Source organism: Cupriavidus pauculus (assembly GCF_002858765.1).
GTDB classification, from domain to species: domain Bacteria; phylum Pseudomonadota; class Gammaproteobacteria; order Burkholderiales; family Burkholderiaceae; genus Cupriavidus; species Cupriavidus pauculus_B.
The window spans coordinates 40,143-60,506 of sequence record NZ_PJRP01000013.1; the positions used below are offsets into that span (position 1 = coordinate 40,143).

Annotated in this window: 23 protein-coding genes; 11 read left to right on the top strand and 12 right to left on the bottom strand. The window is 67.9% G+C overall.

The annotated features are described in order from the left end of the window. Positions 1-282: 282 nt before the first annotated feature. From CYJ10_RS23285 to CYJ10_RS23295, 3 genes are all read right to left on the bottom strand, one after another. On the bottom strand, positions 283-486 hold the full coding sequence (locus tag CYJ10_RS23285) for a CsbD family protein (RefSeq protein WP_061956917.1): 204 nt from the start codon (positions 484-486) through the stop codon (positions 283-285). Between the two features lie 117 nt (positions 487-603). Beyond that, a complete protein-coding gene (locus CYJ10_RS23290) occupies positions 604-1,176 on the bottom strand; it encodes a hypothetical protein (RefSeq protein ID WP_101683947.1) in 573 nt (190 codons plus the stop codon). Positions 1,177-1,466: 290 nt separating this feature from the next. Continuing rightward, positions 1,467-2,240, bottom strand: a complete 774-nt coding sequence (locus CYJ10_RS23295) for a substrate-binding domain-containing protein (RefSeq protein ID WP_101683826.1) — start codon at positions 2,238-2,240, stop codon at positions 1,467-1,469. A gap of 225 nt (positions 2,241-2,465) precedes the next feature. Between CYJ10_RS23295 and CYJ10_RS23300 the strand changes: the two genes are divergently transcribed. Together CYJ10_RS23300 and CYJ10_RS23305 are read left to right on the top strand one after the other, a co-directional pair. Then, a complete protein-coding gene (locus CYJ10_RS23300) occupies positions 2,466-3,074 on the top strand; it encodes a TetR/AcrR family transcriptional regulator (RefSeq protein ID WP_101683827.1) in 609 nt (202 codons plus the stop codon). Between the two features lie 92 nt (positions 3,075-3,166). After that, complete coding sequence (locus tag CYJ10_RS23305) at positions 3,167-4,429, top strand: YbfB/YjiJ family MFS transporter (protein ID WP_101683828.1); 1,263 nt, start codon at positions 3,167-3,169, stop codon at positions 4,427-4,429. Positions 4,430-4,444: 15 nt separating this feature from the next. On the opposite strand, the gene CYJ10_RS23310 is transcribed toward CYJ10_RS23305, so the two are convergent. From CYJ10_RS23310 to CYJ10_RS23335, 6 genes are all read right to left on the bottom strand, one after another. Continuing rightward, positions 4,445-4,885, bottom strand: coding sequence for a MarR family winged helix-turn-helix transcriptional regulator (locus CYJ10_RS23310; RefSeq protein ID WP_101683829.1), 441 nt, complete (start codon positions 4,883-4,885; stop codon positions 4,445-4,447). A gap of 115 nt (positions 4,886-5,000) precedes the next feature. Next, positions 5,001-5,759 (bottom strand): DUF4410 domain-containing protein, encoded by a 759-nt coding sequence (locus CYJ10_RS23315; protein ID WP_101683830.1) that lies wholly within the window; start codon positions 5,757-5,759, stop codon positions 5,001-5,003. A gap of 108 nt (positions 5,760-5,867) precedes the next feature. Continuing rightward, positions 5,868-7,175, bottom strand: coding sequence for an ATP-binding protein (locus tag CYJ10_RS23320; protein WP_101683948.1), 1,308 nt, complete (start codon positions 7,173-7,175; stop codon positions 5,868-5,870). After that, the gene (locus CYJ10_RS23325; protein WP_101683831.1) at positions 7,175-7,888 is read right to left on the bottom strand and encodes a response regulator; all 714 of its coding nucleotides are present in this window, start codon (positions 7,886-7,888) and stop codon (positions 7,175-7,177) included. The genes CYJ10_RS23320 and CYJ10_RS23325 overlap by 1 nt, the downstream gene beginning before the upstream one ends. A gap of 84 nt (positions 7,889-7,972) precedes the next feature. Beyond that, positions 7,973-8,284 (bottom strand): hypothetical protein, encoded by a 312-nt coding sequence (locus CYJ10_RS23330; RefSeq protein WP_101683832.1) that lies wholly within the window; start codon positions 8,282-8,284, stop codon positions 7,973-7,975. Between the two features lie 82 nt (positions 8,285-8,366). Continuing rightward, entirely contained in the window at positions 8,367-9,290 is a 924-nt protein-coding gene (locus tag CYJ10_RS23335) for a hypothetical protein (RefSeq protein ID WP_101683833.1), read from the bottom strand. A gap of 243 nt (positions 9,291-9,533) precedes the next feature. Here CYJ10_RS23335 and CYJ10_RS23340 point away from each other — a divergent pair, with 243 nt between their 5' ends. Continuing rightward, positions 9,534-10,460 (top strand): LysR family transcriptional regulator, encoded by a 927-nt coding sequence (locus CYJ10_RS23340; protein ID WP_101683834.1) that lies wholly within the window; start codon positions 9,534-9,536, stop codon positions 10,458-10,460. Here CYJ10_RS23340 and madM read toward each other — a convergent pair whose 3' ends face one another. Both madM and madL read right to left on the bottom strand, forming a co-directional pair. Beyond that, a complete protein-coding gene (madM, locus tag CYJ10_RS23345) occupies positions 10,461-11,243 on the bottom strand; it encodes a malonate transporter subunit MadM (RefSeq protein ID WP_180863034.1) in 783 nt (260 codons plus the stop codon). Positions 11,244-11,257: 14 nt separating this feature from the next. After that, positions 11,258-11,653 (bottom strand): malonate transporter subunit MadL, encoded by a 396-nt coding sequence (gene madL, locus CYJ10_RS23350; RefSeq protein ID WP_101683836.1) that lies wholly within the window; start codon positions 11,651-11,653, stop codon positions 11,258-11,260. A gap of 253 nt (positions 11,654-11,906) precedes the next feature. Between madL and mdcA the strand changes: the two genes are divergently transcribed. Genes mdcA through mdcH form a run of 7 tightly spaced genes read left to right on the top strand, consistent with a single transcriptional unit; the run spans position 11,907 to position 18,043 of the window. Further along, positions 11,907-13,565, top strand: coding sequence for a malonate decarboxylase subunit alpha (gene mdcA / locus CYJ10_RS23355; RefSeq protein ID WP_101683837.1), 1,659 nt, complete (start codon positions 11,907-11,909; stop codon positions 13,563-13,565). After that, complete coding sequence (locus CYJ10_RS23360) at positions 13,565-14,476, top strand: triphosphoribosyl-dephospho-CoA synthase (protein WP_101683838.1); 912 nt, start codon at positions 13,565-13,567, stop codon at positions 14,474-14,476. The genes mdcA and CYJ10_RS23360 overlap by 1 nt, the downstream gene beginning before the upstream one ends. Next, positions 14,476-14,784 carry a malonate decarboxylase subunit delta gene (locus CYJ10_RS23365; RefSeq protein ID WP_101683839.1) on the top strand — a complete coding sequence of 103 codons (309 nt, stop codon included), beginning with the start codon at positions 14,476-14,478 and terminating at the stop codon, positions 14,782-14,784. Before CYJ10_RS23360 ends, CYJ10_RS23365 begins: the two co-directional genes overlap by 1 nt. After that, on the top strand, positions 14,781-15,635 hold the full coding sequence (locus CYJ10_RS23370; RefSeq protein WP_101683840.1) for a biotin-independent malonate decarboxylase subunit beta: 855 nt from the start codon (positions 14,781-14,783) through the stop codon (positions 15,633-15,635). The genes CYJ10_RS23365 and CYJ10_RS23370 overlap by 4 nt, the downstream gene beginning before the upstream one ends. Next, the gene (mdcE, locus tag CYJ10_RS23375; RefSeq protein ID WP_219621503.1) at positions 15,632-16,474 is read left to right on the top strand and encodes a biotin-independent malonate decarboxylase subunit gamma; all 843 of its coding nucleotides are present in this window, start codon (positions 15,632-15,634) and stop codon (positions 16,472-16,474) included. Before CYJ10_RS23370 ends, mdcE begins: the two co-directional genes overlap by 4 nt. A gap of 1 nt (position 16,475) precedes the next feature. Next, the gene (locus CYJ10_RS23380) at positions 16,476-17,135 is read left to right on the top strand and encodes a malonate decarboxylase holo-ACP synthase (RefSeq protein WP_101683841.1); all 660 of its coding nucleotides are present in this window, start codon (positions 16,476-16,478) and stop codon (positions 17,133-17,135) included. Next, complete coding sequence (gene mdcH / locus CYJ10_RS23385; RefSeq protein ID WP_101683842.1) at positions 17,120-18,043, top strand: malonate decarboxylase subunit epsilon; 924 nt, start codon at positions 17,120-17,122, stop codon at positions 18,041-18,043. The genes CYJ10_RS23380 and mdcH overlap by 16 nt, the downstream gene beginning before the upstream one ends. A gap of 80 nt (positions 18,044-18,123) precedes the next feature. On the opposite strand, the gene CYJ10_RS23390 is transcribed toward mdcH, so the two are convergent. Continuing rightward, positions 18,124-19,008: a LysR family transcriptional regulator gene (locus CYJ10_RS23390; protein ID WP_101683843.1), complete on the bottom strand. Its 885-nt coding sequence runs from the start codon at positions 19,006-19,008 to the stop codon at positions 18,124-18,126. Between the two features lie 139 nt (positions 19,009-19,147). Between CYJ10_RS23390 and CYJ10_RS23395 the strand changes: the two genes are divergently transcribed. Beyond that, on the top strand, positions 19,148-20,278 hold the full coding sequence (locus CYJ10_RS23395) for a TauD/TfdA family dioxygenase (RefSeq protein WP_101683844.1): 1,131 nt from the start codon (positions 19,148-19,150) through the stop codon (positions 20,276-20,278). Positions 20,279-20,364 lie beyond the last annotated feature (86 nt).

A 20,364-nucleotide genomic window follows, 5' to 3' on the forward strand; every position in this document is an offset into this window, starting at 1 on the left:
CACGCAATGACGACCCTCGCCGTCGCGACCGAACGCCGGTGCGACGCGGCCGACCCGCCCTTGTTGGATGTATTCGTGGGGAGACGGGACCGGCTGTAATAATCGGTAACGCGTTGAAATATTATGCGTTGACGCTGTTACAAATTATCGACAGTCGTGCAACAAAGCGGGCTCGCTACGGCTGCCGGCAGCAAAAAAGCGGAGCCCGGAGGCTCCGCCTTGATCGTCACGCGTGTCCGCGCATGACGCGTGTCCGGCCTTTGGGGGCCGGGGCGCGCTGGCTTACCAGCGGGTGTCCCGTTCCCAGGCCTTCATCTCTTCTTCCGCCCGTTCCTTCGTATAGCCGTAGCGTTCCTGGATCCGGCCGGCCAGCTGGTCACGCTTGCCGTTGATGACGGTGATGTCGTCGTCGGTCAGCTTGCCCCACTTTTCCTTGATCTTGCCCTTGGCCTGATCCCATTTACCTTCGATCTGGTCCCAGTTCATATCTGGCTCCTTCGTGTGTCAGTGGACTGTGGATCATCTGCGTCGCGGCGATACCTGCGTGCCAGTCCGCGTTGCCCGCGTCACCCGGGCATTCCCGGGCGACATTTCCAGGCGGTATTACTTGGCGTACTTGGCCCTCACGTTGGCCTGGCACTTGTCCTTGGCGTCACCGGACATCGCATCGCACTTTTCCTTGTCGGCCTTGTAGGCAGCCTCGGTCGTGTCCTTGCGGGCGTCGGCGCGGGCCTCGGCCACGTCAGTGCTGGTACCGGTGGCGGCGGCCTTGTCGACCTTGGCATCGCCCAGGGCACGTTCGTGCGAAGCCTTGGCCTCCTTCACGCACACGTCCTTGTCGTTGCCCTTCTTGTCGTCACACATTTCCTTGGCCACGTCATAGTCGCGGTCGGCCTTGGTCTTCATGGCCTTGGCGTGGGCCTTCTCGGTCCCATCGCGCTTGGCTTCGGCGTTGGCCTTCGCCACGTCATGGTCGCGCTTGGCCTCGGCCTTGCAGACGTCCTTGGCATTGCCGGACATCCCGTCACATTTGCTCTTGGCCGTCTTGTAGTCGGCATCGGCCTGCTTCACGGCGACGTCATAGTCCGCTTTCGAGCCAGCCTGCGCATAGGCCATGCCCATCGGCGCGGCCACCATCAACGAACATACTGCTGCACTCAGCCACTTCTTTGCGATCATGTCGTGCTCCTTTTCTTTGAGGTGGAATACCTGTCAGGCCCGGCAATCTCCGCGCTGCAAGCGACTGGATTGCGTTGTGGCCCTGCTGTAGTTGCAGGTTATGTTTTGCCACCCCGCCGAAGCAGAAGACCACTGCTGAAACATTCGTAAGACAATTCCCACAACATCACATTTGCTTAACGCAAGCGGCAAGATACGGCCGCACGATCTGGCGGCCACCCAATGAAAAAGGGCCGGCAAAAGCCGGCCCCGGGCAATGACCACAGCCCTTAAAAACGGTGTCGAAATCAGTGCGGCACGGAATCGAGACCGGTTTCCTTCACCACGGCCTGCGCGGTGGGCGCCGCCATGTATTCCAGCAGTGCCTTCGCCTCGGCAGGATGGTCGGCCTTGACCGGCACGCCGCCGGCAAAGCGCGTAATGGATTGCACCTCCTCGGGGATGCGGCCGGCAAACGTCACACCCGGCACAGGTAGCAGTTCGGCCACCTGCTGGAAGCCGATCTCGTACTGGCCATTGGCCACCGTCGACGCTACCGGGATCTTTTCCACCTTCTTCGCCTTCGCCGCCAGTTCCGGTGCGCCAAGCTTCGCGAACAGTTCGCGCTCCACATAGACGCCGCTGGCGCTGTCCGAATACGCAATCGACTTCGCCTGCACCAAGGTCTGGCGCAAGGCTTCGACAGTGCGGATATCGGGCACCGTCGCGCCCTGGCGCACCACCATGCCGATGCGCGAGTCCGCCAGTTCCACGCGCGACTGGGGGTCGACCACGCCCTTCTTGATCAGGTCGTCCAATGCATAGCCCACCATGATGACGACATCGGCATGTTCGCCGCGCGCCAGCCGGTTCGGAATCGCCTCCGGCGACTTGCCCATCGACGGGCCATGTTCGGTGTCGAGTCGGGCACCGTGCTGCGCCGCGAAGTCGGGCGCCAGCTTCTGGTACGCGGCCGTGAATCCGCCGGAAATCATCACGTGGAGATCGGGGGCCTGCGCATGGGCGCCCGGCGCCAGCAGCATTGCCGCGGCAGCGCCCGCCGCCATCCAGCTCTTGATCATGTTCTTCTGTCTCCTTGTGGGTCACGCGGTGCCCGGACCGCAGACTATAGGGACGCCAGGGCACCACAGCCAAGTCACAATCCGAGAAGACCACTTCACGAATTGTGAAGGGACGGCGTGCCGGGCCTTCAGCCGATGGTCGCAGAGCGGGGCTTGCGTTTTGTATCGGTCGATCTATAATCGCCTTCACGGTTTCATACAGATCGATACAAAACGAGATCCACCATGGCACGACCTCGACAATTCGACGCGGACGCGGCGCTGTCCGCCGCCCAGGCAACGTTCTGGGCCAAGGGCTATCACGCCACGTCCACGCGCGAACTCACCCAGGCGATGGGCCTGACCCAGCCAAGCCTCTACAACGCGTTTGGCGACAAGCGGCAACTGTTCATGCAGGCGCTGGACGACTACCTGAGCCGCACGCTGCGCGAGCGCATTGCGCGCATCGAGGCCAGTTATCCGCCGGCACAGGCGCTCGTGCAGTTCTTTGCCGAAAGCGTGGAACGCGGGGCCACCGAACTGCCGCACCGAGGCTGCATGCTGATCAACACGGCACTGGAAGCCTCGAACGAAGACCCCGAACTCAAGGCCGCCGTGGCGCTGGAGCTGTCGCTGCTGCGTGCCTTCTTTGCACGGGCGATCCGCGCGGCCCAGGCCGAAGGCACCATCGCGGCTGCCCACGACCCCGACGACGCCGCGGCCATGCTGCTGTCGCTGCAGGTAGGCATGCGCGTGCTCTCACGCGTCATGCCAGACCGCGCCCTGCTGGAGGCTTCGGTGCGACCCGCGCTGGCGTCGCTGGGCCTGCAGGCGACAGACGTCCCGCCGGTCTAGGCCCGCCCACTCCCGCTGTTTTCGATACGCTCCGCGCGGCCTTCCGCCGCGTGGCGGAGACGTTCGCCCCGACATTCGCGAAGGAAAGAACCATGTCACAAGATGCCCCCGCCGCCGCACCCGTTCCCGGCGCGCTGCCCGACAGTCGATCGCTAGACGCGCGCGCCCTCCATGCAGCATTTGCCGGCCTGTGCGCCAGCCTCGTGGCCATCGGTCTGGCCCGTTTCGCCTACACGCCGCTGATTCCGTCGCTGATCCAGGCGCACTGGTTCAGCGCGTCCGATACGGTTACGCTGGGCGCCGCCAACTTTGCCGGCTATCTGGCCGGTGCGCTGCTGGGGCGCCCGCTGGCCGCGCGCCTGTCCAACCGTCACGCATTACGCTGGCTGATGGTGGCCGTCACGGCGGCGTTCTTTGCCTGCGCGTTTCCGTTGTCGGTCGGCTGGTTCTTTGTGTGGCGCTTTCTGTCCGGCCTGTCGGGCGGCGCGATCATGGTGCTGGTGGCCACGGCCATCCTGCCGCATATCCCGCCCGCGCGGCGCGCCTTTGTCAGCGGCATGATCTTCCTCGGGCTGGGTATCGGCATCGCCGCATCCGGCACGCTGGTGCCGGAGCTGCTCAAGCTCGGCCTGCGCACCACATGGTTCGGCCTTGGCGTCGTGGCGCTGCTGCTCACCGTGCTGAGCTGGGCGGGCTGGCCCGCCACCGACACGCCACCGGGCATGCCAGCGGCCACCACGGCGGGCCACCATGCCGCCGACGGAGCGCTGGCATCGCATCGGCGCGCCCTGCGCGTGATCTATATCCAGTACGCGGCCAATGCGCTGGGGCTTGTGCCGGCGATGATGCTGCTGGTCGACTATGTGGCACGCGGACTGGGCCAAGGCGCCTCGGTTGGCGCGGGATACTGGGTGCTGTACGGCATCGCAGCGATTGCCGGCCCGGTGGTCAGCAGCTGGCTGGGCGGCCGGTTGGGCTTCGGCAAGGGCTACCGTATCGCCATGGTGTTGCAGGGGCTGGCGGTGGGCCTGCTGGCGCTGTCTCACCACACGGCGGCGCTGTGGGCCGCCACCATCGTGCTCGGCGCCTTTACCCCCGGCATCGTGCCGATGGTACTGGGCCGCGTGCAGGACCTGCTGCCGCACGACCCCGCGGCGCAACGCGCCGCCTGGAGCCGCGCCACGGCGTCGTTCGCGCTGTTCCAGGCGCTGGGCGGCTACGGCTACGCCTGGCTGTTCTCGCATACCCACGAGAACTACACGCTGATCTTCACGTGCGGCGCGATGGCCATGGCCGTGGCATTCGTCGCGGACTTCACCGTGCTCCATGGGGCGCCGGCGCGCGCCCAGGCTTGAAGCCGGACGGCGGCCTCAGCTGCCGTCCGCGAACTTCTGCAGCAGGCGCATGAACTCGTTGAACTCGGCCTCGGAAAAATTGCGCAGGCGATGATTGAGCACTTCCGGCGCGATATGGGGCAGCTGCGCCGCCACGTCCCGGCCCTTGTCGGTCAGGATCAGGTGGATGACGCGACGGTCCTCGTCGCTGCGCTGCCGTTGCAGCAGGCCCTTGTTTTCGAGCTTGTCCAGCATGCGCGTCATCAGGCCCGTGTCGATGCCCAGCAGCCGGCTGACCTCCAGCGGCGTGCTGGCCATCCCGCGCATCAGCGACAGCAGGATGCCCATCTGCTGGGCGGTAATGTCCAGCGGGCGCAGCGCGGCATCCATCTCCATGAGCAGGCTGTTGCGTGCCCGGTTGAGGTGAAAGCCGACACTTTGCGTTAGCTGGAAGTTTTCGCGTGTGTAGTGTTTCACGGCATTTCAGGCAAATCAGGAAATGCCAATGTATCTGAGGCGTCAGAAAAAGAAAAGGACACCCGAGGGTGTCCTTTCGTTGCTGAACGTTGCCAACCGTTTCAGATCGGACGATTCAGATACGTGCGGCGCCGCCCGGATGGGCCAGCACGGCCATCACCTGCTTGACCACGGCGTCGCCCACGCGCTGCGCTTCGCCGCCAACGCTATCGCGGCGGTATTCGGTCGCCCCATGCACGCCGGCGCTCGCCGCCACCGACGTGGCCACATGGCTGGCCGCCGCGCCCACGCCGGCCATTTCGGCCACGCCGGGCATATGGCCGCTATCGGCATTGGTGTCGAACAGCGCCAGCGGAATCGGCTGTGCATGGGCCGGCTGGTACAGCACCTGGACCGATGCCGACACATCGCTCTTGCCCGCGCCCAGACCAATCATCGTGCGACGGCGCTGCTTGCCTTCGTCGATCTTGTCGAAGCGGCCTTCCACGATCAGCGCGTTGGCATCGGTGGGCACCGGGCCATCGATGCGCACGGCGTGCAGGCCTTTGGCCTGAAGCTGACGGACGATCTCGTCGGCCGTGGCGTTACGCGCGGCCAGCGCGGCCTGGGTTTCGCTGTCGGCACCGTCGCCCGAAGCCATGGCCTTGATCCGGTGCATCATCGTGTTGTCGACCTTGACCTGGCTGGCGCTCACGTCGAAGCCGCGCACATAGACCACATCGGCCTGCACGTGCGCCACTGACGCCGGCACCGAGGCTTCGGAGATCATCGTCGTGGCCGACGCGCCGCCGGCCATCATCATTGATGCCGCCGCCACGGCGGCGATGGTCAGTTGCTTGGCGGTGCGCGAAAGAGCCTGGAAAGTGGTCGTCATGATGGAGGTCCTTGCTGGGGTTTCGATTGGCACCGGACATCGGCGCCGGCAGACCCAGTATTGGACGAAGCCACGCAACAGGCCAGGCGAGAACTATTTCATCCCATGTCATGCCGGCAGCGACACCACCACCTCCAGGCCGCCGCCCTCGCGCTCACGAAACGACAGCGCGCCGCCGTGCAGCCGCGCAATGCGGTCGACAATGGCCAGCCCCAGGCCCGTGCCGCCTTCTCCGCGCGTGTTGCTGCCCCGGCTGAAGGGTGCGCGCAACTGCTCCATATCCGCCGCGCCAAGGCCCGTGCCGCGATCGCAGATCGCCACATGGGCCTGCTGGCTGTCCTGCCAGGTGCGTACGAAAAGGCCCGTCTTGCCGTACTTGATGGCGTTCTGCATCAGGTTCATCAGCATCCGCAGCATGCTGGTGGGCCGATACACCACGGGACGCAGCGGTCCCAGGTCGAGCTCGAATTCGTGCCCCAGGCCCGCGAAATCGGCCGCCAGCTGGCTCACCAGTGCATTGAGATCGCCCGGAAGCGGGGCCTCTTTCTCACCGCTGCCCGCGTAGTCCATGAACTGCTGCAGGATCATGTCGATGTGATCGAGATACCCTTCCACCGATGCCACGAAGGCGTCGTCCGTGCCACGCGGCAGCGTCATCGCCATGGCCAGGCGCAGCTTGGTCAGCGGCGTGCGGATGTCGTGTGAGACACCCGCCAGCATCAGCGCCCGCGTCTTCTCGGCCTGGCGCAGCGCCTCGGTCATGTCGTTGAAGGCACGACTGACTTCAGCGATTTCGGTGGGGCCGTTGGTCGGCAGCGCATCGGGCATCTCGCCCGCATGGATGCGGTTGGCCGCCTGCGCCAGGTCTTGCAGCGGCCGGTTGATATGGCGCTGAAGCAGGTAGCCGGTCAGCGCCGCCAGCAGGCCAAGCGCCGCCGACAGCGCAATCGCCGCGGTGATGCCGCTGGCCTGTGCATCGGTCGTCATCGGCAGCGCAATCCACGTGGGCGATCCGGCGGCATGCACCTGGATCCAGAGCTTTTCGTCGTCGTCCCCGCCCTGCCAGCGCACATCGGTATCGCGCGACAGATCGCGCCGCAACGCCCGCATGAACACGTCGCGCTGCCAGGTGCGGAACGGGTGGGCCGCATCGGCGCCGGGCGGATCGTCTGGCGGTGGCTCACTCTGGCCACCCATGCGCGCCACGGCCGCGTGGGCCTCGCCGGCGGGCATGGTGCCCAGCGCGCGGTCCATCAGCATGACGTAGTGCGAAAACACGGCGGCGGCCCGCTCCACGCGCGGACGCTGCACATAGTGCAGCAGCACGAACAGCGAGCAGGCCTGCGTCAGGAAGACCAGGATCACCAGCAGGACGATGTTGCGCGCCAGCAGCGAGCGCGGCAGCACGCGGCGCATCATGCGTCCACACCCGCCACCAGCATGTAGCCGACACCCCAGACGGTCTTGATGAAGCGTGGCTTGGCCGGATCTTCCTCGACGATCTGGCGCAGCCGCAGGATCTGCACATCGATGCTGCGGTCCAGCGCGTCGTGGTCGCGGCCCCGGGCGCGCGCCAGCAGGTTCTCGCGGCTGACAGCCCGGTTGGGCGACGAGCCCAGCGCATGCAGCAACAGCATCTGGGCCGAGTGAACTTCCACGGGCGCCCCGCCTCGCGTCAGCGTCTGCTTGCCCACATCGAAGCGGAATTCCCCGAAACTCAGCGTCTGGCTGGTCACCGTCGGGTCACCCGCGGCGATCTTCTGGCGCCGCAGCAGCGCGCGAATGCGCGCCACCAGTTCGTCGGGCAGGAACGGCTTGGCCAGGTAGTCGTCGGCGCCGGTATTCAGGCCCACCACGCGGTCGGCCGGGTCGCCCTTTGCCGTCAGCATCAGGATGGGCAGCGTCTGGCCTTCGGCCCGCAGCCGGCGGCAGATCGTGAGCCCGTCCTCGGGTTCCATCATCAGGTCCAGCACCAGCAGGTCGTAGGGTTCGCGCTGCAGGTAGCGGTTAAGCTGCTTGCCGTCGGCCACGGCCCGCACGTGGAAGCCATGGCCGCTCAGAAAGCGCTGCAGCATGTTGCGCAGCTCGGCCTCGTCGTCGAGCACGATGATGCGGTGTCCCTCGTCCATGCCGTCCCTCCGGTTCTTATGTTTCTGATCCTGGACTGACTTGCCTCTCGGGGTTGCCCCTGGTGTTGCCTTGATGTTGCTTCATCAACGCGACCGCATGCGCTGGGCCATGAACGCATCGATCTGCGGCAGCGTCAAGTAGCCCACGTGGTGCGTATCCATCTCGTCGAAGTGCCGTGCCACCATCGGCATCCCGGCCTGCGCCTGTTCGCGCGTCAGCTTGCCGTCACGCGTGGTATTGGCGTTGGCGAAACGGGTCTGCAACTGCGACAGCACCTGCTCGGTACGTTCCATGCGGTTTTCACCGCCACCGCCACCGCCACCACCCGCCAGGCCTTGCGCGCTGGCCCCTGCAGAAACAATACACAAGATCATTACCGTGATCATCTTCTTCATGATGCAACTCCGTTGATTTGCCGGCGCCCGACGTACTGCCACTGGCCGACGAGGTTGAAATTCGTTGGTGCGACCGGGCCGGTCAGGCGTAATGCGCCGGCACCCAGACGCGGCCCACCCAGTGGCCCGGCACCAGCACCGCCACCCGCGCCGGCGCCACATAGACCGGCGGCGGCACCACCACGACGGGCGCCACGCGCACCGGCGGGAGCGGGGTCACCACCACGGGCGCCGGCACCACCACCGGCGGCGGCGGCAGCACAGCCGGCGCAGGCGCCACCACGGTCACGGGCGGAAGCGGCGGCACCACCACCGGCACTGGCGTCACCACGGCCACCGGCGGGGGCGGCGGCACGTAGACCGGTGCGGCACCCACCACCACCGTGGTGCCGGTGCTGACCGTCGACCCGTGGTAGACGGTGCTGCCGCCACCAGTCGTCACCACGCCCGGGGCCACGCGGGTGGCGCTGCCGGAATGGTTGACGCTGCCGCCATAGCTGTTGCTGACGGTGCCAGACCGATTACACGTGTTGCCAGCGCAGTTCGTCGCCGCCGAATGGTTCCAGCTGTTGCCGTTGCCGCCGGTCACGGTGCCCGACGAGTTGTACTGCCCCGGGCCGTCGCGCGTCACACTGCCGTTGGTACTGGCCGTGCGGCCGTTCGAGCCGGTCACGTCGCCGCTATGGCTGCAGGTGCCGCCCGCGCAGTTGGTGCTGCCGTCGTGCTGCACCGAACGACCGTTCGGTCCGACCGCCGTGCCGGCGTTCGAGAACTGGCCCGGTGCGTTGCGCGTCACGGTGCCGGTGTTGGTGGCCACGCCGCCCCAGGGGCCAACTGCGCCACCGGCGTGCGAGCAGCTGCCACCGCCGCAGGACATGGCATGGCCACCGCTGAATTCGCCGCGCGGCGTGTAGGCATTGAAGTGGCCACCGCTCCAGGCGAAGGCCGAGGCATTGGCAAGCAGCATCAGCGATCCGGCTGCGGCAATCAGGAGGCGGTTGGCCATGGTGTGTGTCCTTTCGGTTCGATTCGTTTGACGCGTGGTGTTGCGTCGACGGGCTGAACTCTAGGATGCGGACCGCTGGTTGTCGCGCTGCCATTCATGTCGGGATATGTCACGCCGGGCCGGTGAAACCGGGCGACATAATTGGCCAATGGCAACGCCCCGCCACGTGCGTCATGCACATCGCCGGCCCGTTGTGCGATCATCGTGGTCTGTCCCGCCTTCCGTACTCCCGTCCCCAAAGCCATGCCCGAACGCATCAGCGAAGACATCACGTTCCGCAAGCTCGAAGCGCTGCTCGCGTTCATGGACACGGGCAACCTGGCCAAGGCCGCCGAGGTGCTCGAAGTCAGCACTGTCAGCGTGCATCGGGCCCTGCATTCGCTGGAAGAAGGATTGCGCTGCGCCCTGTTCCGTCACGAGGGCCGCAACCTGCTGCCCACCGAGGCGGCCCACGTGCTGGCCGATGTGGCGCGCGATGTGCTCAAGACCATGGCCGATGGCGTGCGGGTGACACGCGAGGCCGCCGGCTATTCGGCGGACCAGCTCAAGATCGGGTCGCTCTATTCGCTGACGATTCGGACCGTGCCGCAGGTGGTGATCGGCATCAAGATGCGCCGCCCCGAACTGCAGACCGAGCTGGTGCTGGGCTCCAACGCCGACCTGCTCGACAAGCTGCGCCACGGCACCATCGACGCCACGCTGATGGGGCTGCCCGAGCCCAGTGCCGAGATCGAATCGATCCCGATGTTCGAGGACGACATCTTCTTTGCCACGCCGGCCGACTCGCACTACGCCAAGCTGCCCGCCGTGGATCTGCGACAGTGCCGCGACGAGCCGTTCGTATCGCTGGGTGACGGGTTCGTGACATCGAGCGGCTTTGCCGAGGCCTTCCGCATTGCCGACTTCACGCCCAATGTGGTGATGAAGGTGGGCGACATCTTCTCGCTGATGAACCTCGTGGGCGGCGGCATCGGCTACTCGCTGCTGCCGGGCCGCGTGCGCGACGTGTTCGCGCGCAACGTGGCCTTCGTGCCGCTGACGGCCGACTACGGCATGAAGCAGACCATCGGGCTCAGCTTCCTGCGCCGCCGCGAGCGCGACCCCAACCTGCTGGCGCTGGCGGCGGTCTGCCGCATGCTGACGCAGGCGGGCGGCCGCGCGCCCTGCTGATCAGCCCCCGACAATCGCCTTGGTGGCCAGGTACAGCACCGATGGCCCCAGCAGGCAGCCCAGCCCGGTGTGGAACGTGGCCACCAGCGCCCCATAGGGCACCAGCCGGCGGTCCGTGGCCGCCAGCCCCGCAGATACCCCGCTGACCGTGCCGGCCAGCCCGCCGAACACCATGGCGGCGCGCGGGTTGTTCAGGCCCAGGAAGCCGGCCGCGAACGGCGTGCCGACCATCACGATGATGGCCTTGATCAGCCCGGTGGCAATCGACAGCGCGATCACGTCCGAGCTGGCGCCGAGCGCCGCGCCGGTCACCGGACCGACGATATAGGTCACCGCGCCCGCGCCGATGGTCGTCATGCTGACGGCATCGCTGTAGCCGAACGCCCGCGCCACCAGCGCGCCGACGACGAATGGCACCACGGTGCCCAGCAGCAGCGACACGGCGCCCACCATGCCCGCCTTGCGCGCCTCGCGCACCTGTACCTCGAAGGCCGTGGCGACGATGGCGAAGTCGCGCAGCATGGCGCCGCCCATCAGGCCGACGCCCGAGAACAGCGCGAAATCGGCCAGGCCCTTTTCCTTGCCGGTGACCACGCCACCGTAGTACGCCAGCGCCAGGCCGATCATGATGGCGATGGCCGACGCATGCAGGCGCCCTTTCGTCAGCCGCTTTGAAATCTGCGAGGACACCCACATCACGATGCCAACCGTGGCGAAGGCCGTTACCAGGCCGTTGTGGAGCAGGACGTTGTCGAACATCATGGCCGGAGCAGCAATAGTCATGGCGGTCTCCTGGCTTAGTGCGAAACGGCTTCGGCCGGCAGCGGCGGCAGCGGCTCGTGATCGCCGGTGCGGCTGAGCAGCGCGATCAGGCAGGCGCAGGCGCCCGCCGCCAGGAAGGCCGCAAGCACGGCTACCGGGCCGCCGCGCAGCGCGGCCACCACATTCTGCTGGGCCGCCATGGCCACCACCACAGGGATGTACATCGCGCCCCAGAAGCCCACGCCGGCCTCGGTCTCCTTCGGCATCAGGCCGCGGTCATGCAGGTAGAGCCGGATGAATATCAGCAGCAGCATGGCGATGCCCACCCCGCCCACATTCGATTTGACGCCGATGGCGGCGCCCAGCAGGTCGCCCAGGTAAAGGCCCACCAGGTGGCAGATGGCCAGTAGCGCGGTTCCGTAGATGATCATGATTGTCTCCAGTTGGTGTTGTAGGCGCCGCATCCCCGGGGGTGCGGACATTTGCAGACAACTCTAGGAATCGCGCCGCCCGGCATCAATCAACCAGCGGCGCACGATCGTTACGGTCCGGTTAATCGTCCCGTTACCCCAGGATCAAGGGTTTAGTTACGCCCGCCGTAACGGTCCGTCGCCGACGTTGATTGTTCGTCCGCCGCCGCGTGGCCTATCTTTGCCGTAACGACCGCAGCACACCGGAGACGTCATGCTGAATCCGATACCGGAACGACAATGGGACACGCGCCGCACCGAGAAGCGGCGCCGCCAGGACCTGGGCGCGAAGATCGCCACGGGCAAGGTGGTGCCCACCGGCGACATCGTGCGCTTTCTCGAAACCATCACCGCGCCCGGCGACCGCGTGGTGCTGGAGGGCAACAACCAGAAGCAGGCCGATTTCCTGTCGCGCGCGCTGGCCGAAGCCGATCCGTCGCACGTGCATGACCTGCACATGATCATCCCGAGCGTGAGCCGGGTGGAACACCTGGACCTGTTCGAGCGCGGCATCGCCCGCAAGCTCGACTTTGCCTACGCGGGCGCCCAGAGCGTGCGGATCTCGCAGTTCCTGGAAGACGGGCTGCTAGAAGTGGGCGCCATCCACACCTATATCGAGCTGTATTCGCGGCTCTATGTCGACCTGACGCCGCAAATCGTGCTCACGGCCGGCTACAAGGCCGACCGCGACGGCAATCTGTACACCGGCCCCAGCACCGAGGATTCGCCGGCCCTGGTGGAAGCCGCCGCGTTCCGCGACGGCATCGTGATCGCCCAGGTCAACGAGATCGTCGACGACCCGGCCGACCTGCCGCGCGTGGACATCCCGGGCTCCTGGATCGATTACGTGGTGCAGTCCGACAAGCCGTTCTTCTGCGAACCGCTGTTCACGCGCGACCCGCGCCTGATCAAGCCGGTACACATCCTGATGGCGATGATGGCCATCCGCGGCATCTACGAGCGCCATAACGTCCAGTCGCTGAATCACGGCATCGGCTTCAACACCGCCGCCATCGAACTGATCCTGCCCACCTACGGCGAGCAGCTGGGCCTGAAGGGCAAGATCTGCAAGTACTGGACGCTGAATCCGCACCCGACGTTGATCCCGGCCATCGAATCCGGCTGGGTGGAAAGCGTGCACAGCTTCGGCAGCGAACTTGGCATGGAAGACTACGTGGCCGCGCGGCCCGACGTGTTCTTCACCGGCCGCGACGGCAGCATGCGCTCGAACCGCGCGCTGTGCCAGCTGGCCGGCCAGTACGCGGTGGACCTGTTCATCGGCTCCACGCTGCAGATCGACGGCGACGGCCATTCGTCGACGGTCACGCGCGGCCGGCTGTCCGGCTTCGGTGGCGCGCCGAACATGGGCCACAACCCCGGCGGCCGCCGCCACGCCACGCCCGCTTGGCTGGACCTGATCGAAACCGACGACCCGCTGGCCCGGGGCCGCAAGCTTGTGGTGCAGATGGTGGAAACGTTCCAGGCCGGCGGCAAGCCGACCTTCGTGGAATCGATGGATGCGGTGCAGGTGGCCAAGGACAGCGGCATGCCGCTGGCGCCGGTCATGATCTACGGCGACGACGTCACGCACGTGCTGACCGAGGAAGGCATCGCCTACCTGTACAAGGCACGCTCGCTCGAAGAGCGGCGCCGCATGATTGCCGCCGTGGCCGGCGTCACGCCGATCGGCATGCGGCACGATCCGGCCACCACGCGCCAGATGCGCAGCGACGGCCTGATCGCGCTGCCCGAAGACCTGGGCGTGCATCGCGCGCAGGCCACGCGATCGCTGCTGGCCGCGCGCAGCATGGCCGACCTGGTGGAATGGTCGGGCGGCCTCTATAACCCGCCCGCCCGCTTCAGGAGCTGGTAATGGCCGCGCTTGCCCCCCTTCCATCGGCCGCATATCCCGACTTCGCGCCGTCCGGCCTGGCAGGCGCCATCGGTGACCTGGCCGTGGCCGTGCTGGTGGACGAAGCCACGCTGGCCCCCAAGCCCGGCCTGGTGGACGCACGCGGCAACGGCGCCCACGCCGACATGACGCTGTCGCTGATGATCGCCTCGGCGCACAGCCTGGGCGACCACTTCGCGGCCATGGCGCTGGCCGGTCAGCAGGCGCGCCGGATCGACGTGGCGCTGCGCGAGCGGCTTGGCGCGCTGGGCCGCGAAGCCGAGGCCACCATGCTGCGTGCCACCGGCGGCGTCAACACGCATCGCGGCGCGATCTGGGCGCTGGGCCTGCTGGCCGGTGCGGCGGGCTGGCTGGGCAAGACGCGCGACGCCGTGCCCAACGCCAAGGCCATCGCGCAGATGGCCGCCGTGATCGCCCGCCTGACCGACCGCCATCGCCCGGTTCACACCGGCAACAAGGGCGAACTGGCACGTGCCGCCTACGGGGTGGGCGGCGCGCGCGAGCAGGCCGAGGCCGGCTTTCCGCACGTGATGGGCATCGGGCTGCCGATGCTGCGCGAGGCCCGCGCACGCGGCGATGCCGAGCCCACGGCGCAGGTCAACGCGCTGCTGGCCATCATGGCGCGGCTCGACGACACCTGCGTGCTGGCACGCGCCGGCCGTGCCGGACTGGCTGATGTGCAGGCCGGCGCCGAAGCCGTGCTCGACGCCGGCGGCATCGGCACGCTCACCGGGCGCCGGCGCCTGCATGAACTCGAAGCGGCGATGCACGCACGCCATGCGTCGCCGGGCGGCAGCGCCGACCTGCTGGCCGCCACCCTCTTTCTTGATCGGCTTGGCGGGCTTTCGGCCACGCCCTCTGGAGAACACTGATGGAACAGCTTCGTTTTGAATACGCCGCCGGCGCGCCCGCCTCGCACCGCGTGCTGGTGGGCGTGGTGGGCTCGGGCGACCTGGAAGTCATCATCGAACCGGGCGAAGCGGGCAAGACCTCGATCGATGTGACCACGTCGATCAACGGATACGGCCGCGTCTGGGATGCCCAGCTCAACCGCGTGTTCAGTGCCGAACCGCGCGCGGCGATGAAGATCCGCATCCACGACTTCGGCGCCACGCCCGGTGTGGTGGGCATGCGCCTGGCCGAAGCCTTTGAAGCCCTCGACGGCAAGGAGCCGACATGACCCGCGCCGCCATGCTCTCACGCGACAGCTTTGTCGAACTCGGCGCACGCGAACGCGCCCGGGCCCTGCTGGACCCGGGCACCTTCCGCGAACTGGCCGGCCCGTTCGATGGCCTGACCTCGCCGTGGCTGGAACGCCAGGGCGTGGTGCCGCAGGGCGACGACGGCGTGATCGTCGCCAAGGGCCGTATCGACGGGAAGCCCGCCGTGATCCTGGCCATCGAAGGCGCGTTCCAGGGCGGTAGCCTGGGCGAAGTGGGCGGTGCCAAGATCGCCGGCGCGCTGGAACTGGCCGCCGACGACAACCGCCGCGGCGTGCCCACGCGTGCCGTCATCCTGTTCGAGACCGGTGGTGTGCGCCTGCAGGAGGCCAACCTCGGGCTGGCCGCGATTGCCGAGATCCACGCCGGCATCGTAGACCTGCGTCGCTACCAGCCCGTGATCGGCGTCATCGCGGGCCAGGTGGGCTGCTTCGGCGGCATGTCGATTGCCGCCGGCCTGTGCAGCGCCCTGGTGGTCACGCGCGAGGCGCGCCTGGGCCTGAACGGCCCGGCCGTGATCGAGCAGGAGGCCGGCGTGGGCGAATACGATTCGCGCGATCGTCCGTTCATCTGGGGTCTGACCGGCGGCGAGCAACGCCACGCCACGGGCCTGGCCGACCGCTATGTCGACGACGACGCGGCCGAGATCCGCGACGTCGTGGCCGCGCTGGCCACCGCACCCGTGCAGGACACCGCACGCAGCGAGCGCTACGCCGACTATCTGCAACGCATCGCCGCCTACACGGCCGGCGATACCGTCCATCAACCGGACCCGGCCGCCGTGCGCCGCCTGTATGGAGAACGTCAATGAGCGCCACGCCCGCACAACCTGCACAAGCCGCCATGAGCCGGGGCGAGACCTGGCTGGCCGCCCTGAGCGGCAACGCCCCCCGGCTGCCCGGCTATCCGGCATCGGTGCAAGTGGCCGACGTGGAAACCGCCGGCCGCGCCGCGCGGCTGATCGCGGTGGTGCCCGATGCCGCCAGCCCCTTCCCACGCGCCCGCCAGGGCGAAGTAGGCCTGCTCGAAGGCTGGTCGCTGGCGCGCGCCGTGCATGACGCCGTGGCCGCCGACCGCGATCGTCCGGTCAAGCGCGCCATCGTCGCCGTTGTCGACACACCCAGCCAGGCCTATGGCCGCCGCGAGGAGGCCTTCGGCATTCACCAGGCCCTGGCCAGCGCGGCTGCCGCCTATGCCACGGCGCGACTGCAGGGGCATCCCGTGATCGCGCTGCTGGTGGGCAAGGCGATGTCGGGGGCCTTCCTGGCGCACGGCTACCAGGCCAACCGCATCCTGGCGCTGCGCGATCCGGGCGTACAGGTTCACGCGATGGGCAAGGAAGCCGCCGCCCGCATCACGCTGCGCAGTGTCGAAGACCTGGAGGCGTTTGCCGCCACCGTGCCGCCGATGGCCTACGACCTCAACAACTACGCCACGCTGGGCCTGCTCTGGCGCACCGTCGCCGTACAGGAGGCCGCGGCGCCCACCGCGCAGGACCTGGCCGCTGTGCAGGGCCAGCTTGCCGAGGCGCTGGCCGACATCGACGCCGACCCGCAGCGCGACCTGCGCGGCCGGCAGCAAGGCCAGAACCGCAGCGCCACGCGGCAGGCCCGCGCGCTGCTGGCCAGCCAGTGGCAGGACCGCGACTGACATGCGCCTGCGACCGCACGACCTGATCTGGCTGCGCGATCCCGCGGCGCTCATCGCCACGGGAGACGTGCCGGACTGGGCCGATGCGGACTGGCTGGCGCAGGCGCCGCTGGTGGTGCGCCGCGACCGGGACATCGCTGGGCGCATCGCCCGTATCCCGGTAGGCGTCCGGGGCCGCAGCCGCGCACAGCGGCACGCCGGCTGGATCGACGCCGACCAGTGCGCGACGGTGGTGTCGCCATTCGATATCGCGCGTGAAGGCTTCTGGCGCCTGCATCCACGCCGCGACGAGATTCCCGCGCTGCACGCACTGGACCCCATCGCCCGTCAACTCGGCGCACTTCCGCACCCGTGGGGCGTCACCGGCGCCGTGGGCTTCACGCTGGCCTCTGGCATCGACGTGCTTCACACCGGCAGCGATATCGACCTGCTGCTGGACGCCCCCGAGCGGCTTTCGGCCGCCACGCTGGCGGCGCTGCAATCGCTGATTTATACCGACACCGATGCCGATGTCGTGCGGCTCGACATCCAGGTGGCCACCCCGTACGGCGCCTTTGCGCTGCGCGAACGGCTGCGTACCGGGGGCCGCGTGCTGCTGAAGACCGACACCGGCCCCGTGCTCAGCGAAGACCCCTGGCGCGCCCCATGCCAACCCTGCTGACCTTTCCCGGCCAGGGCGCGCAACGCCCCGGCATGCTCCATATGCTGCCCGATCATCGGGCGGTGGCGCGCACGCTGGCCGAAGCCAGCGACGTGCTGGGCGCGGACATCCTGCGGCACGAAGATGCCGCCCATCTGGCGTCCACGGTATCGGTGCAGCTTTGCCTGCTGGTGGCGAGCGTGGCCAGCGCGCGCGCGCTGCTCGACGACGGCGCCACGGCCCATGCGGTGGCCGGGCTGTCGATCGGGGCCTACGCGGCGGCGGTCACCGCCGGCGTACTGCCGTTTGCCGATGCCGTGCGGCTGGTTGCGCAGCGTGGCAGGCTGATGGAAACCGCCTATCCCTCGGGCTATGGCATGACCGCGATCCTGGGCCTGGAACAAGGCCCGTTGGAGGCCGTGGTCGCCGCAGTGCATCGGCCCGGCATGCCGGTTTATATCGCCAACTACAACGCCGACACCCAGCTTGTCGTGGCGGGATCGGACGTCGCCATGGCGCGCGTGGCCGAGCTGGCACTGGCGGCGGGGGCTCGCACGGCGCAGCGGGTGGCGATTGCCGTGCCGTCGCATTGCGCGTTGCTGGACGAAGCCGCCGCGACGCTGCAGCGTGCGTTTGCCGACGTTCCATGCCGGCGTCCCACGCTGCGCTACTTCAGCGCCAGCGCGGCGCGCGAACTGCGCGACCCGGCCCGTATTGCCGACGACCTCGCTCGCAACATGGCGCTGCCAGTGCGCTGGCATGAAACGATGCTGCTGGCGCGTGCCTACAACATGCGGCTGGCGGTGGAAATGCCGCCCGGCAACGTGCTGACGCGGCTGTGCCAGCCACTGTTTCCACAGGCGGTGGCGCTGGCGGAAACGCGTGCGGACAGCGTGCGGCTGCTGATGGCGCGCGAGGCAGCAGACTGATCTTAGCGCCCTCTCCCACCTGCGGCTGATTGACGGTTTCTCCCCTCTCCCGCGCGGGAGAGGGGAGAAATCCAGGGCGCCTACGTACGCGGTGTCTTCAGCGTCGCCTCCACGGCCTCCCGTAGCGCCTGCAGCAGCCGGCTGTCCTCGTCCGACTTGCGCAGCACCAGCGACATCTGCAGCACCGGCGCGTCCGGCCCCAGGCGGATGCGGCGCACCGGGTAGCGGTCGACCACGGTGGGGTCCATCAGTTGCACCACCGACACCCCCAGGCCCGCGCTGACCATCGCCACAATGGCCGTCACGCTGTCGAATTCCATGGCGCTGCGCTTGTCCGGCAGCAGCCCGTGGACGTGGCGCGCCGCCATCGCCCCCGACACGGTGGCCCGGTCATAGCGAATCCAGTCGTAGCGCGCCAGCAGATCGGCCGGCGATTCGTTGCGGCTGCCCACGTCGGGCGGGGCGATCAGCATCAGTTCGCGGGTCGCCACTGGATACCAGCGCAGGCTGGCCACACGGCCCGATTCGGGGCGCGCCACCACTGCGGCATCAAGCTGGCCGGCCTTGACCATCTCCGTCAGGCCCGTGCTGCGGCCACGCAGCGGCTTGACCGTCAGACTCGGATAGCGCTCGCGCAGGTAGCGCAGCGTGCCGGGCAGCAGCACCGGCTGCATCGATTCGATCACCCCGAGCCGCACCGTGCCTTCCACCGCCACGCTGGCCCGCCGGCGCAGCGTGTTCAGATGCCGCAGCCCGCCTTCCATCGACGTCGCCACCTCGCGCGCCAGCGCATTGGGCCGCACCTGCAGCCCGGAACGGTCGAACAGCGGCTGCCCCAGGTACTGCTCCAGCTGCTTCATCTGCATGCTGACCGCGCTGGGCGTCAGGTGCATGGTGGCTGCCGCCGCCGCGAACGAGCCTTCCTCGATCACGGCCGCCAGCGTGGCGAAGGTCTCCAACTTCATCAAGATTCCTTATCAAGGACGTCAAACAACGTCACTTTTTCTTGTTGCCGGGCAAGCATAGACTGGCTTCACGACGTCGCGCAAGGCTGCACAGCCCCCGTTCAAACCCTGGCCTGACCCGATAAAGAAGACGATTCCGATGCCTGCACAACGCCCCCAAGCCTGGCTCGCCGCCGATGCCCAGCGCGACACCTCCTGGATCCTGCGCCTGACCGCCGCCGATGTGGCCAGCTTCGACCACGCCCTGGCGCACGCCAAGGCCGTCGGCAAGGCCCCGCTGGACATGAGCCGTGACGACTTTCCGCTCGACGAAGGCGCCCGCCAGGCGCTGGCACGCGCCGTCGACCTCACGCAGGGCCGCTGGGGCATGTGCCTGGTCAAGGGCTTCCCGGTGGATCGCTGGAGCGAGGACGACACCCGCCTGGCCTACTGGGGCATGGGCCTGCATATGGGCGTGGCCCGCACGCAGAACCGCGCCAGCGATTTCATGAACGATGTGCGCGACGTGGGCGCGGCCTACAAGACCACCAATGGCCGCGGCTACAACACCAACGCCGGGCTCGACTTCCATACCGATTCGGGCGACATCGTGGGCCTGATCTGCCGCCGCGCCGCCAAGTCAGGCGGCGAGAGCAAGGTGCTCAGCTCGATTGCCCTGCGCGATGCGGTGGCGCAGCGCCGCCCCGACCTGATCCCGGTACTGCAGCAGCCCTACTATTACAGCTACCAGGGCGCGCAGGACCCGTCGCAGCCGGACTACTACCCGCTGCCGATCCTGGGCAGCCACCCCTCGGCCTTCGCGTTCCGCATCAACCGCAAGAACGTGGTGGCCGCGCAGCGCGATTTCCCCGACGTGCCGCGCCTGACCACCGCGCAGACCGAGGCACTGGACCTGCTCGACACGCTGCTGAACGACCCCGAACTCTGCTTTGGCATGCAACTCGAACAGGGTGACATGCAGCTGCTGAACAACTACGTGACCGTGCATTCGCGCACCAACTTCGAGGACTACGAGGAATTCGACCGCAAGCGTCACCTGTTGCGCCTGTGGCTGGCGGTGCCCGGTTCGCAGCCGCTGCCCGATGACTGGGCCGTCTACTTCACCGATGTGCGCGCCGGCGCCGTGCGCGGTGGCCTGCGTGGCAGCGCGCGCAGCGCGGCGTTCGATACCTTCGAGAAACGCCAGGCCGCCACCCTGAGCATGCCACTGATGCCGTGGCCGGCCCATCCGGAAAGCCGCACCGCCGGCACGGAGGCTACCACCGCCTGACCAGGCAGCAAGACGGCCGGCGCCCTCCGGCCGCGACATATCCCGCACGGCGCCCGCCTGACGAGGCGCCGGCTTCAAAAAGAGAA